Annotated in this window: 6 protein-coding genes; all 6 read left to right on the top strand. The window is 54.2% G+C overall.

Translation table 11 applies throughout. The annotated features are described in order from the left end of the window. Positions 1-117: 117 nt before the first annotated feature. The 6 genes from ACKGJP_RS29590 (at position 118) to ACKGJP_RS29565 (ending at position 14,527) form a co-directional block, all read left to right on the top strand. Positions 118-1,893, top strand: a complete 1,776-nt coding sequence (locus tag ACKGJP_RS29590) for a sensor histidine kinase (RefSeq protein WP_409342360.1) — start codon at positions 118-120, stop codon at positions 1,891-1,893. Then, complete coding sequence (locus ACKGJP_RS29585) at positions 1,868-3,505, top strand: response regulator (RefSeq protein WP_409342359.1); 1,638 nt, start codon at positions 1,868-1,870, stop codon at positions 3,503-3,505. Before ACKGJP_RS29590 ends, ACKGJP_RS29585 begins: the two co-directional genes overlap by 26 nt. A 25-nt stretch (positions 3,506-3,530) precedes the next feature. Further along, positions 3,531-4,856 carry a GH39 family glycosyl hydrolase gene (locus ACKGJP_RS29580; protein WP_409342358.1) on the top strand — a complete coding sequence of 442 codons (1,326 nt, stop codon included), beginning with the start codon at positions 3,531-3,533 and terminating at the stop codon, positions 4,854-4,856. A gap of 621 nt (positions 4,857-5,477) precedes the next feature. Further along, the gene (locus ACKGJP_RS29575; RefSeq protein WP_409342357.1) at positions 5,478-10,814 is read left to right on the top strand and encodes a CehA/McbA family metallohydrolase; all 5,337 of its coding nucleotides are present in this window, start codon (positions 5,478-5,480) and stop codon (positions 10,812-10,814) included. A gap of 896 nt (positions 10,815-11,710) precedes the next feature. Next, the gene (gene nagA, locus ACKGJP_RS29570; RefSeq protein WP_409342356.1) at positions 11,711-12,901 is read left to right on the top strand and encodes an N-acetylglucosamine-6-phosphate deacetylase; all 1,191 of its coding nucleotides are present in this window, start codon (positions 11,711-11,713) and stop codon (positions 12,899-12,901) included. A 189-nt stretch (positions 12,902-13,090) separates the two neighbouring features. Beyond that, positions 13,091-14,527, top strand: a complete 1,437-nt coding sequence (locus ACKGJP_RS29565) for a hypothetical protein (protein ID WP_409342355.1) — start codon at positions 13,091-13,093, stop codon at positions 14,525-14,527. The last annotated feature ends 499 nt before the right edge of the window (positions 14,528-15,026 follow it).

Below are 15,026 nucleotides of genomic sequence, written 5' to 3'. Positions count from 1 at the left end.
GGCGAGAAGTCCCCTTCCCGTCTTCGTTGCCGGTCATCTTCAGCAGGATATCGCCCCCCTCATACAGAAGGCTACAAGGGAAGACAGTGGAGTATATGAGGGGAGAGGTGAGCGCGGTTGGACCGAAAAGCGACGATATTCACCAAAATCGTCAGTATGATTATAGGCATCCTGCTGCCGGTCGTGCTGCTGTTCGCTCTGTCGAATCATACGGCGGTTCACGTCATTGAAGGCGAGATGAAAAGGAATAATTTGAGCCAGCTGCAGTTTCTCCATCAGCAGATGGAGGAGAAGGTAAACCAAATATCCATCAACGCCATTACCATATCCAATGATGCCGCCATACGGGAGCTGGAGTTTCAGCATCAGGACGGCTCCTCCTTCGACCGGCAGAAGCTGCTGCGCATGATTTTGGACAACATTACGCTCCATGCCGGCATCAGCGGATGGAACACGGATATTACCGTTTTCTCGCGTATGACGAAGGAGATTATTTCCACGTCCAACTCTTCCGTCTATTATACCGAAGAACAGTTAGTGAAGGAGATCGCAAAAGGGTGGAAGTATAGAACCGTTGCCAACGACAAAGCGATCGATCCGGAGTTCGTCTGGTACTCGGTTCATCCGATTACGGCATTCGCGAGTCCGTCGGCCGCCAGGCTTATCGTCCGAACATCGTTCCCCCCCTCTTATTTGCAGGATATGCTGGATCAGTATAAAGCGGACGGACAAGGCGATCCTTTCCTCTATCATCCGGAGTTCGGCGTGATTGCCAACCGGACGTTAAACAAGTCGAGCTCGGACGATTTGATCCGGAAGCTGAACGGCGAGAAGCTGGAAGCATCCTCCATCCATTTCACGGCCGAAATGAACGGCAGGGAATATCTCGCGAGCTATATCGGGCTGAGCAGCTTGGGCTGGTATTTGGTCGATTCCGTTCCGATGGAGGACATTTTGTCGCCCGTCACGAAGACGCGCAATTTGTTCTATGGCTCTACGGTGCTTCTACTGCTGCTTAGCCTGCTCGCCTCGTATACGCTATACCGCGCTGTACAAGTCCCGATATTAGCTATCGTCCGGCACGTGCAAAAGATTAAACGCGGAGAATACGGGGCGCGGCTGAAGCTGCAAGGGGGAGCGGAGTTCGTGTTCCTGATCGACCGCTTCAACGAGATGACCGAACAGATTCAGGATTTGCTGGAGAAGGTTGTCGCGGAACAGCTTCGTTCCCGCGAAGCCGTGCTCAAACAGCTGCAATCCCAAATCAATCCGCATTTTTTGTACAACTGCTTGTTCTTTATTAAAAACATGGCGCGAATGGGGGACGAGGAGGCCGTAGTGGCCATGGCTCTGAACCTGGGCGATTATTTTCGCTATACGACCCGGCTCGGCAACCAATCGGCTACCGTTGCGGAGGAGCTTTCCGTCATCGTCAATTATTTGGAAATTCAGAACTTGCGGATGCGCAGAATCGACTATGTCATCGACGTCCCGGAGCGTATGAAGGAGATCGTTATCCCGCGGCTTTTGCTGCAGCCCTTGGTCGAGAATGCGATCCTGCACGGAATCGAACCGAAGGAAGGCAAAGGAACCGTGACGATCACAGGCAGCGTAGAGGACGGCGTATACCGGCTGTTCATTGAAGATAACGGCATCGGGATGCGAACTGTGAAGCTGGAAGAGCTGCAGAGAATCGTGAATCGCAGCGAAAACGAGAATGTAGGCGGGGGATCGAGTTTCGGATTATGGAATGTCAACCAGCGGATCAAGCTTACGTACGGGAAAGAGTCGGGGCTGTTGTTTGCGCACGGTACGGATGGCGGATTAAAAGTTACGATCGTCCTGCAGCCGGAGGAGGGAGAACCGCATGTTTCAATTGCTGATTGTGGATGACGAGCCTTCGGTTGTGGATACGCTTGCCCATACGTTTCCGTGGCAGGAGCTGGACATTGAAGAAGTGCTGTGCGCCTATTCGGGCCGCCAGGCTCTGGAGCTCATCAAGCGCCATGTCATTGACATCGTCATAACGGATATTCGGATGCCGGGTATGGACGGCCTTCAACTAATCGAACAAATTCGCAAGTATTCGACCAGTACGCAAATCATCGTGCTAACCGGGTACGAGGAGTTTGCCTATGCGAAGCGGGCGCTCCAGCTGGATGCGGCGGATTATTTGCTTAAGCCGGTCAGCGATGCAAGCTTGACGGAAACGATCCGCAAGCTAACGAGGAAGCTGACGGTGGAGGGAGAGGAAGCCGCCTTGCATCAGCGGGCCTCTCAGCTGCTCCGGGAACACCAGCCTGCGTTGAAGTCGGAGCTGCTGGTCAATCTGCTCGAGGGAAGCAGCTACGGGGAAGAAGACGCGCTGCCGCTGATCGACATTCCGTTCTCCTCCGGCGACTCGGTCACCCTTGTCTTAATTCGGCTCGAAGGCCAGTTCGCCCAGTACAATCGGCGAGACCGGCTGCTGATCGAGTACTCGATTGTGAATATGGCGGAGGAAACGCTGGGTTCCTTTTATCAGATATGGTCCTGCAGAGACAGGCATGATTATGTCGTACTGACGCTTGGTGCGAAGGAAGCATCCGATGACGGGGAGGACGGCGCTTTGCTTTCCCGTCTATGCAGCCAATTGCAGAGCCATGTCTCTCGCTTCCTGCACGGGGATGTGTCGATCGTGATCGGCAATCCGGCCGTCTTCCCGGACGGTCTGGCTGCCGGGTACCAATCCGTAGTCCAAACGATGCGGAGGCGGATAGGCAAAGATGTGGGTTTGCTGATGACCGTGAACGATATTATCGAGAACCAGTCGGTTCCGATATTAAAAACGCTGCATGAACCGCCTTCTCTGATTCATCTCTTCGAGGCGGGAAGGTGGGAGGAGGTCGGCCGTAAGCTGAGTGCGGTATTTGACGAGCTCGATCGGGTGTGGAACGATTCGCCGGAGCTGCTGGCGGAGCTGTATCACGCGGTCGCATTCGCTTGTTACCATTACGCGCATACGAACGGAGAGACGCTGAGTCAGCTGTTCGACCGAATCGGCGAACTCGACGGCCTGCCGGATCAAGCGAAGCTGCTTTCGGTCAACCGGATGCGGGAATGGACGTTCAGGCTGTGCCGCAAGCTGTCTGCGGAGAATACGGAAGATATTCGGAGCTCCAGAGCGACGGTCGTCAAGCAGGTGAAAGACTACATCCATACGCATCTGGCGGATAATGTGTCCCTGTATGCGCTCTCCGACCAGGTGAACCTTCATCCCGTTTATTTGTCCAAAATATTCAAGCTGGAAACCGGCGAAGGCATCAAGGAGTATTCGCACCGGCTTCGTATGGAGAAGGCCGTTCATTTGATTAAGCACAGCGACTTGAAAATATATGAAATTACGAAGGAAGTCGGGTATTTGAACACCCCTTACCTGATCAAAGTGTTCAAGAAGGAATTCGGCTTAACGCCGCAGGAATACCGCGACAAGCATATCGCCTTCAACGGCTTTCAAAGCGAATGATTCGACAATGGGGAGGAAGACAGGAATGGCAGATATTCGAATTGATGTGAGGGAACCGCAGGGAAAAATAAAGGCGCTGCATGGCGTGAATAACGGGCCGGTCTGCTACGGCGCGCTCATTGACGTGTCGGATTACTACCGGGAGGCGGAGATTCCGCTGGTCCGCATCCATGATCCGAATTGGCCGCATGCCTGGGAGGTGGATATCCACACGATTTTTCCCGATTTCAGCAAAGATGCGGCCGATCCGGCGAACTATGATTTCTCGCGCACCGACGAGTATTTGCAGACCATTCTAGATACCGGCGCCAAAATCGTTTACCGGCTTGGCGAAAGCATCGAGCACACGAAGAAGAAATATTATGTCCATCCCCCCGGAGACTATGGGAAATGGACCGAGATTTGCGTCAACATCATTCGGCACTATAACGAAGGCTGGGCGGATGGATTCCATCACGGAATCGATTATTGGGAAGTGTGGAACGAGCCTGATCTGGACGAACGCATGTGGTCCGGGACCCCGCTGCAATTGTATGAGCTATACGAGGCGACCGTCAAGGCGATCAAAGCGTACAATCCCGCTCTCAAAGTAGGCGGTTATGCGGCGGCCCGGCCGAAGCTGCCGTTCCTGACCGGCTTTCTGGCGTATTGCCAGGAGCGGAAGCTGCCGATCGATTTCTTCACGTGGCATACGTATACCGGCGATCCGCACAAAATCGTCGAGCATGCACATCACGTGCGGACGGAGCTCGACCGGCATGGCTATACGGCGACGGAAAGCCATCTGAACGAGTGGAACTATTTGGAGACGGAATTCACGAAGATTTGGAACCGCGGCAACGAATACGTGCGCAAGAGCAATTTCGATAAGCAGAAAAATGCTTTCGGAGCGGCATTCACCGGCACGGTGCTTACGTTGCTTCAGGATTGTCCGGTCGATGAGGCCAATTACTACGACGGGCAGCCGACGGCGCTGTTCTGCGGCTTATTCGATTACCATGGCGTACCGCAAAAAACGTATTACACGTTCAAGGCGTTCCAGCGGATGACGAAGCATGCCGCCCGCGTGCGGACCGTGGTGAGCGATAAGGCGCCGAATGTGTACGGGTTGGCCGGTTTGAACGGCGAAGGGGGAGGGGCGGCGCTGATTACCAGCTTCGGCGGAACCGCGCGCCTGCACAGTATTTCGCTGGAGGGCCTTGAAGGACCCTGCATCATGAAGATCTACACGGTGGACGACGATCACCGGCTTGACCTGCGTGAGGAGCGGGTCGTAGAGGGCGCTGCCGCCTTCGAACGTTTTCTTCCCTCCACCAGCGTTACGCTGCTGGAATGGTCGCCGGCGAAGTAACGTGTTGGATGATAATAAAGCCTGCAGTTAGCGGATATGACCGCTGGCTGCGGGCTTTTTTGAGCAGCGGGCAAGTAGTGCGACCGAGTTGGATTGTCCGGCAAGTGCGAGTTTTAAGGCTACTTTGTCTTAACGGATTTTTAGGGCATTATTCGAAGTGAAATATACCCGTTTAGAGAAATAGGGGATTTTCAGGGTGTTATTTTTAGCGAAACGCTGGAAAAACCGCTGTGACGCAATTTTGCGGTGAAATAACGGCTCCAAAAGGCGTTAACATTTCAGATTCGTAGATTTGGGTACAAATAAGACCCCGAAAGTCCTCTATCCCATCCATTTGCTGAGCTTGCGCCATACCGGCGTCCCTTTTGCCGCAGAAATACCCAGTCATCCCAATGCCGCCTTACGCTTGCAGAACGATAACACATTTTCAACTATCCATACGCCATTCTAAAGGTTGGCCCCCGATGTTGAAAAAACAGAATAAACAGGTTAAAAACCTATTCTTTCATTCCCCCCTGCCGGACTTTATACTGGTGCTGCAATCTCGCATCCAACCGCTTTTGCTAGAAGGAAAGTGCGTTTGAACCGCCTGCATTCCATTCGTAAGAAGGAGGTTAATCAATGGTAAAACGACTTTTGAGGACGGGATTAACGGCCGGTACGGTCCTGCTGTTCATCCTGCTGCTGGGCACTCTCGCTGCCGGGCAGGCCGAGGCCGTTTCGAGCAGCGTATACGGCGTTTCGAGACAGGATCCGGGCTTCACATACGGGCCTGCGGCCCGCGACTGGGTGGAAACGGCAGATTATTATTATCTGGAGAATGATCATGTAAAATTTACGGTCGGAACGGTAAGACTGAGCACCATGAGTACGACCGATTTCAGCCCGAACGCGTCAGGCAATGACAAGTGGGGGTCTTTGACAAAAGGGAGCATGATGGATGCGGCTCCTAAGCCCGGCATGCGCGATAACCTGGACTATACGGAATTCGTTCTAAGGGAGCAGCCCCACAGGACCTGGTGGTATCCTACGGAAAAGCTCGAAATGAACGCGATCGGCTTCGAGAACGGGGCGATTAAAGCGAGCGGGGATTGGGATAAAAACGATGCGGTTAAATCGTCGGTCCGCTACTCCATCGTGGATAACACGCCCCTGATCAAAATGGAGCTAACGCTGACGAATCAAAGCGCCGGCAGCTTCAGCGGGTACTTAGGCTACTTCTTCGATTCCGACGAAGCGGGCGAGCAGCACAGCTATGTTCCGGGGTGGGGGTGGCGGACGGCGCAAGCCAATGAATGGCTGACTTCCGGCTGGAACAAAAACTACATGTTCAACGGCGTCAAGGACAAGTTCACCGGCAAAACGGCCCATGCGGTTATCTGGCCGCAGCAGAACCAGCCGTCGGCGCTTGTGCCGGAGGGGTATATCCAAGGGGTATGGTTTGAAGCCAATATGGCCGTAGGGGAGAGCAAAACGCTCGTCTTCTACCACCTTCCGCATGCAGCAGGACCGGCGGACGCTCCTTATGAAGCCGCTGAGTTCTGGGCGAATCTGATCTGGCAAGGAAGCGACCCCTCCCAAGCGGGCATGATCACCGGAAGAGTGACCGATCACGAGGGTGCAGCCATTCCGAATACCGAGATTTATGCGAAGGACGCATCAGGCGGCACCGCTGCCAGGGCTGTAACGGACAGCGCGGGCTTCTATCAGCTGTATGCGATGCAGGGCGTCAATTATACGATCGAAGCCGTGAAGAGCGGCTATTGGCCTGCGGCGAAAAGTGCGAGTCTGGCCAGCGCAGCTCGCGCGGAAACGAACCTGAGCTTGCTTCCCGGCACGATGACTCCGGAGCTCCCGGATGCGGCCGACGCTGCAGCCCTAATCGGCCGCGGCGAACCCGGTTTTACCTATGCCCCCGCTTCGAGAGACTGGGTGGACGGAAAAGACTATTACCTGCTGGAGAACGAGGAGGTTAAGCTGACCATCGGGACGGATACGTTAGCTACCCCGCATCCTACGGATTATAGCGACAACGTTTCGGGCAATAACAAATGGGGAACGCTGACGCCCGGCCATATGATGGATGCGGCGCCCAAGTTCAACAACCGGGAGAACCTGGATTACACGGAATTCGTGCTTAGCCCGAACGTCGGCCGAACGTGGTGGTACCCGGCCGAGAAGCTCAGTTTGCCGGATATCCAGGTTAAGGATCACTCAATCGTTTCCAGCGGAGCTTGGGACAACAATCATGATATCAAAGCCCAAGTCACCTATTCGATTGTCGAGAACTCTCCGCTGATCAAAATGAAGGTCAAGCTCACCAATGAAGGAACCGCGCCTTTCTCCGGAAATTTGGCTTATATCATCGACCCGGAAGAAGGGCTGGAGCAGATGAGCTACGTGCCCGGCTGGGGCTGGAGAGGCGGCCAGACGAGCGAATATATCACGACGGGCTGGAACAAGAACTACATCTTTAACGGCATCCAGGACAAATACACGGGGAATACGGCCCATGCGATTATTTGGCCGGACAGCCAGCAGCCAAGCGCACTTATTCCCGAAGGGTACATAACCGGCGCGTGGTTCGAAGTATCGCTCGCTCCGAACGGAACGAAGGAGCTTGTGCTTTACCATTTGCCGAATAATCCGGCATCGGCTTACGAGTCTTATAAGGCTGCCGAATTTTGGGCGGATGCGGTCAAGAACGGTACCGATCTCTCGACCATAGGAAAGATTACGGGAACCGTTACCGATGCGGAAGGCAGGCCTTCCCAAGGCGTGGACATCGTCTTGCAAACGCAAACGGGCGGCAAATACGCCGCGGCAACGACGGACAGCCGGGGGATGTACAGCGTCTATACGGTCACAGGGAATGTATACGGCCTTCATGCGACTAACGGAACGGATCGCTATGATCTAACGCAGCCCGAATGGTTGTCCGGAAAACATGCGCAAGTCGATTTTACGATGCCGGCCCCAGTGAGGGATACGGTGGCCGGAGTCACCAGGGGAGATCCGGGCTTCGTTTACGAAGGCACATCCCGCGACTGGTGGCCGAAGAACGACTACTATTACATCGAAAGCCCTGAACTGAAGTTCTCCGTCGGGACGGTAAGGACGGCCGGCATGGATCCCGTCAACTGGACGAACGACGCTTCCGGGAACAACAAGTGGGGAACGTTGACGCCTGGTCATATGATGGACGCCGTTCCCAAGCTGAATAACACGGAAAATATGGATTTTACCGAGTTCGTATTGAGCGACGACCTAGGCGTGACGCCCGAGGATGAAGCGAACGGCAAACATATGGAATGGTCTTGGTTCCATCCGCTGACCAAGCTTGAACTGCCCGATATAAGCTTGGATGGCCGGAGTATCGTTGCAAACGGGGACTGGGATCGCGATGAGCGGATGAAATCCTCGGTGCGCTACTCCATCGTCGAAGGCACGCCTCTGATTCGGATGGAGATTACGCTGAACAACCAAACGGGCGCCGATTTCAACGGGAACTTCGGCTATATCGTAGACCCGGATCAGCCGGGCGAGCAGCATAGCTACGTACCAGGACGGAACTGGGTGTTCAATCAGGAGAAAAATCCGATCAAAAGCGGCTGGACGGACAATTACCTGTTCAGCGGCATTAGCAACTCTTTTACGGGAAAAACCGCGCACGCCATCATTTGGCCGCAAGAGCAGCAGCCGAGTATCCTCATACATGAGGGCGTGTTCGTCGGGGCTTGGTTCGATGCGTCGATTCCGAACAACGGGAGCAAGCAGTTCGTCATCTATCATATGCCGCACATTGCCGGCCCGGCCGACAAGCCCTATGCGGTAGCGGAATACTGGGCCAAGTTTATAAGAGAGCACGGGAATGCCGAGGATTACGGCAGCATATCCGGTACGGTGAAGGATGAGGCGGGGGTGCCGCTTCCCTTTACGGAGGTTGTAAGCAAGGACGGCAGCGGGAACGTGTATGCGAGGACCGTGACGACGGGAGACGGACGCTACCAGATTTTTGCGGAGAAGGGCGTTTATTCGGTCAGTCCGGTCAATGACGCCTATTTCGTTCAAAGCAAAACTGTTGAAATCGGGCCGGAGAGAAGGGTTCGAGCGGATTTTACGCTGGAAAAGGTTGCGGACGTCTCGGTCGTATTGCCGTCCGACCTTACGGCCGGATCTCCGTTCGAATTTACGGTGACCGTGCGCAATGCGACTGACGATGCTTTGAATCAAGTTGCCGTCGACGTTCAAGCTCCGTATTTTGTGCATCTTCTGGGGGAGGGAACAGGCGTGATCCCCGTAATCGAAGCGCAATCGCAAGTGGAGATCAAAGTAAAGGGAGTGGCGCTGGAAGGCGGTAGATCGGCCATCCAAACGCGCGTATCCAACGATTTGTTCAGCTTGACCAGAAAAACGAGCTTCGACGTGAAAGGCGAAGGCTATTACGCCGGCGACAGCCATTCCCACACGAAGCATTCGGATGGGGTTCATACGATCGCAGAGAACTCGGAACGCGTGTACAACAAAAGGCTGCTGTCCTGGGTTTGGAGCACCGAGCATAACAAAGATTCGCACAAGCCGGATGCGGAAGCCGTTACGCAGAGCTATGGAGGCCGGTTTCTCAGCCTTGCGGGCACGGAAGTGACCACTTCGGCAGGCCATGCTTTGGTTTACGGGTTAGACAGCTTGCCGAGATTCGATATTGACAATTCAGGCTCCGACTACAGCTGGCAGGACAGCATCGACGAGATTACGGAACAGGGCGGACTTGTATATATCGCGCATCCTTTCGAGCAGACATTCCTGTTTCAGACGCCGTACCAATGGAGAGGGTTTACGGGCGTAGAGGTTTGGAACGGAACTTGGCATGCGCTGGATAACGGCGTGAACGAGAAGGCGTTCAAATTTTGGGACGAAATCAATATTCGCGGCGAAGCCAAATATTACGGGATTGCCAATACCGACGGGCATACGCGGGATAAGGTCGGCGATACGTACAGCAAAGGATGGATGCCGAGTCTTACGAAAGCGAATGTGCTCGAGCTGCTAAGAACAGGCGGATTTTATGGGACCAACGGTCCGGAAATTCGGTTCGGCGTCGGCGGGATCGAGATGGGCGGGACCTTGAAGCTGGAAAACGGCGGAGCGGCGCCATTCCGAATCGAAGCTTACGACCCGAACTCCAAGCTGACCCGCATACGCGTCATTAAGTATCCGATCACGGGAGATATCGCGGATTACGCACAAAGACAAATCGTGTTCGATGAGAATTTATCCGGTCGAGGAATGAATACGTTCGTCCGAACGATATCCCTGCCGGTGGCGGATAAGGAGTTTTACCGTTTGGAGGTGTTTAGCGAGAAGGCCAATGAGAACAGCTCGGGGATCGGACCGCTGACCGGGACCGGCTTTGCCTTCTCCAATCCGGTTTGGGTGGAGACGGCTGCCGGCAGCTCGAACGCGGCTGCTATCGACGGAATCTCTTATCGCGGCAACGAGGGGCTGGAGATTGCCGGAGACTTCGGCATCGATAAGCTGGTCGTTTATGCGAAAGCGTTCGATCCCGAGAAGCTGAAGGCGGAAGTGAGCCGCGGCGCTGCCGTAACTTCGAGGCAATATTCCGAACTGGCGGGAGGGACCTCTGCGACAGGGATCCTGAAGCTTACCGTAACCGCGGAGGATGGTTCGAGCCGGAATTACGAGTATTTAGTCTATATCGACAATGACGGTGACAATGGCCACGGCAATGGCAATGGCAATGGCAATGGCAATGGCAATGGCAATGGTAATGGTAATGGTAATGGTAATGGTAATGGTAATGGCAACGGAAATGGCCACGGCAATGGCAATGGCAATGGTAATGGTAATGGTAATGGCAACGGCAACGGCAACGGCAACGGCAACGGCAACGGCAACGGCAATGGCAAAGGAATTGACAACGGTAGTGGCAGGACGTAGCAGAGCTGAGGCTGCAGCCCGAGAGCAATAGAACAAGAGCACAAACAGCGGCGATCAGGATCCGTTTGCTGCAAAAGTATATGATCTAGTCTCGCAACTCATGATCGGCTCTCGTCATAAAGAGCGAGCCGGTCATGAGTTTTTTTAATCTCCAGAAATGGAGTCGCGACACTCTTGCCAAACAGTATGTATCCGTGGAGTCCAAGCGTTTTAACGTTCATGTGCTGCAGATGATCCCGCTTGTTCGAGCCAAGACTAGACGACGCAAAAGACTCTTAAACTCCCAGTTATCCAAAAAACCGAAGAATAGACGACGCCAAGGACTTCTATCCTGCTCAAAAACGGAGAAATCGGCTTGTTCGAGCCAATTAGACGACGCTAGAGACTTCTAAATTTCAAGATTCCTGAAAAAACATAAGATTAGACGACACCAAAGACTCTTATTCAACGGGGATATATGAAATAAGGAGAGGGGACTTTCTCTCTAATACGGATGCCATTCATTAATGAATGGAGATCGAAGTTTTTAGCATGCCTGGTTGAAGCTCGAAAGATCGATAGAGCGTGAGTTTGAAAGAAGCGTCTCTCTTCTCTGCTCCCGGATCATGTATACTGTTAGCATAGAGGCTTGGTTGGGAACGGCGCCATTTGCTCCTGCTCGCTGATCATATACTGCGCCGGCAGCCGGCAGCTTTCGCGTCCGGGAGAGGGAATCGCTTGCGGTTACCGCCGAGAAAGTCGCGGAGATGCCCTATGTTCGGGATATTGCCGCTTTCCGCAGGGAATTCCAGCCTGCAGGAACAGGGGAACGCTGCCGGCCGGTAACAGTTGGCCGCGGTGCCGAACGTCCTAGGGGAGATTAACGGAATGAGAAGTATGGGGAGGAGAACAATTTGATGAGCGAACCGAAAGCGGGAAACGGACGAAGGACGGCTTACATAAACGGCGAGATGTATACGCCGGAGGGTATTGTCAGGAATGGGTGGATGCTGGTTGACTCGTCGGGAGCCATCGAAGCCATCGGTTCGGGCGGCTCGCCTGAGCCGGTGCTCAGTAACGAGCTGGCTATCGTGGATCTAAAAGGGCGCAGCGTGCTGCCGGGTCTCATCGACGTGCACGTTCATGGCGGAGGCGGATTCAGCATGATGGATGCCGATTACGCGAGCTTGGACGGGATGAGCCGTTTTCATGCGCAGAACGGCACGACGTCGTTCTTGGCGACGACGACGACGGGCACGGAAGAGCGTATTCGCCAAGCGCTGCGCTGCGCGGCATCGGCGGTGCAAGCGGGCGGCGTAACGGGTGCGGAGCTGCTGGGAGTTCATCTGGAAGGGCCGTTTCTGAACGTGAAACGGGCCGGTGCGCAGGATCAAAGCGCGATCCGCCTTCCCGATCTAGCCGAGTTGGAGCGGTATGTTCGCGATTCCGGCAATTTGATCCGGCTCGTGACGCTGGCTCCCGAGATGGAAGGCGGCATGGAAGCGACCGAATGGCTGGCCGCGCGCGGGATTACCGTATCCATCGGCCATTCGGACGCTACCTTCGAAGAAGCGGCGAAGGCCGTGCGCTTAGGCGCGAGCCATACGACGCATCATTTCAACGGGATGCGGCCGCTGCATCATCGCGAGCCCGGACTGGCGGGAGCGGGTATGATGCTGTCCGAACTCACGACGGAGCTGATTGTAGACGGCATCCATGTGCATCCCGCATTGGTGAAGCTGCTCTTTGACACGAAGGGCGCCCGGGGCTTATGCATGATAACGGATGCGGTGTTTTGCGCCGGCTTGCCGGACGGGGAATACGAGCATGTAACGATGAAGGACGGCAAAGTTTACTTGCCGGACAGCTCTTCGCTAGCCGGAAGCTCGCTTACGAGCATTCGCGCGCTGCAAAATATGGCGGCCTATACCGGTTATCCGGTTGAGACGATTCTCCCGTCCTTTACCGAAACGCCCGCACGGCAATGCGGTGCGCTTGCGCGCAAAGGAACGCTTGAGCCGGGGAAGGACGCCGATTTTATCGTTGTCGACGACAAGCTTGAGCTGTTCGCTACTTTCGTAAGAGGCAGAAACGTGTACGAACGATAAACGATAGTCAAGCAGCAATTGCCGGACCGAACGGAGGCAGCCCGCCAGAAGGATGAGGTGGACTGCTTTTTGACGTCTTACAAAAACGTAACTTTATTCCATAGCAAGAAACTTTTGGGCATCTGCTGTCGTCTAATGCAGTATGCACAAGACACGAAAGGAAAGTGATTCCGGATGTCGGCCAAAAGAATGAGTTATCTTTTGATGATCGTGTGTTTACTGGCCAGCGTCGTGCCTCTTCAGGCTTCGGCTGCAAGCGGCAATGTGAAGGCGACGATCCCCGGCTTTACGATCAAAATCAACGGAGGGGAAGTCGACAACCGGCATGCAAAGTATCCGTTTTTGTTCTATAAGGATATCACCTATTTGCCGATGACCTGGGATAACCTGCAGGCGCTCAGCTTACTCTCCGAGTGGAGCCAGGAGGAGGGTTTGAAAATCCGGCGTCCGTACAGCTATCCGCTGCCTTTTAACGGGGCAAGGCTGCAGCAGGATTTGACCGCCGCCAACGATCTGCAGAAGAGCGTGACGGCGAGAACCGCCTCCTACCCTATTACGATCGAACAAGCGGCTATCGACAACGGGGAAGAACCGTACCCGTTTCTCGAATATCGGGACATCACCTATTTGCCGCTGACCTGGAGGTATATTCACGATTTGCTTCATTTGGACATTCGCTGGAGCGAAAGCGAGGGGCTCTCGCTTGTCGGCGGGCAAAGCGGGTTTTCGGGGATCATAGGCGACGATCGCGATTTTCTGTATATGGCGACCTTGATTCCGTCCGATCCTGCCAAACGTGTCCTTAAAATCGGCAAAACGCTTGAAAACGCAGAATGGATGGCGCCCGCAAAGGCAGACGAATTTTGGGAGCGGAAGATTGCGGCCAAACCGAATTTTTCAGGCAAGGCCGTTACGCTGCGCAGGGAAGGCGACAGCCTGTATTACGGCGACATCCTTGCTTATACGCTGACGAAGGAGGAAACGTCCATAGTCGGCCAAGAAAAGCCGGTCGTTCAAACGGTTGAATTCAAAGCGGACGACCGCAATACGCTGATCGGCGTCCATGTATATTGGCCGTTGGCTGTTATCGGTCCCGGACCGCAAAGCAACCGCCTGATTCTGATTCGGGACGGCAAGGCAAGCGAGCTGAAGCAGTATCCGCAAATTCCCGATCGCGTCATTCCGAATGCGGACGGCACGGTATGGCTCGCCAGTAATCGGATGCCGGGTCGAAAAATGGATATTCCAGGGACCGGACGCCTTGCGCTGATCGATCAGAAGGGCGAAGTCGTCATGGCGAACGAGAAGCTGCAGGAGCTGGATGTGGAAGCGCTTGGCTTGAGAAACGCGGGACTCGAAAATCCTGCGGCGCCAGACGGCAGTCTGTACGTCCGCATGTACGGGATGACAAACGACGGGACATGGACGAAGCAGGATACGGCCGGGCTTTATTTGCTGGATACTCATTTTAACGCCAAAAGGCTGTCCGAGGACGTTCAAGGCGAGTTCTACATGGACGTGAACCGGAACGTGTATCTGAATAACGGCAACAATACGGTCACAGACTGGACCCGTGACAGCTTCCGGACATGGTATGATTACGAGCTTCTGGAGATTGGACAGTAACGCCGCGTTGCAGCATGGCAAAAGGGGATGGATCGCTGAGAGCGATTCGTCCTTTTTTTTGATTTATCAGAAGTCGCTCTAAATCTCGGTAAACGCGCTTGTCCCTAAAAGGACGGTGAAGCCGGTTATCCTTGTGCGCAATACGATATGAACAAAATTTCAAGCGGGGATTTTCAGGTCGCACGGGGATGCGCGGACGGGAACGCAGTGCTTCGCGACATTCAAGAGGTGAAGCCGGACGTTGTCATCCCCGATGTCATGCCCTGAAATCAGCAAATTCCTCCATTTGGCCAAGAAGGCCCGATAGAGGACAATTGCTTCTTTATGCTCATTTCACTTCGAAATCGCCTTTTATTGCGAAATGACAGCAAAAGCAGGCCGGGAGGAGAACCGCATAGGCTTTAAAGGATCTTTGAATCGCAGGTGATTAAAAATTTCCAAGAAAAAACCGCTCCCTCCGAGACGTATGAGGATGAAACAGAATGGCCGGCTTAAGACG

The sequence above is a fragment of the Paenibacillus litoralis genome (assembly GCF_046244365.1).
Classification (GTDB): Bacteria; Bacillota; Bacilli; order Paenibacillales; family NBRC-103111; genus Paenibacillus_V.
Note: the sequence above shows the minus strand (reverse complement) of the source record. Positions and strands in the feature narration are given on the sequence as shown.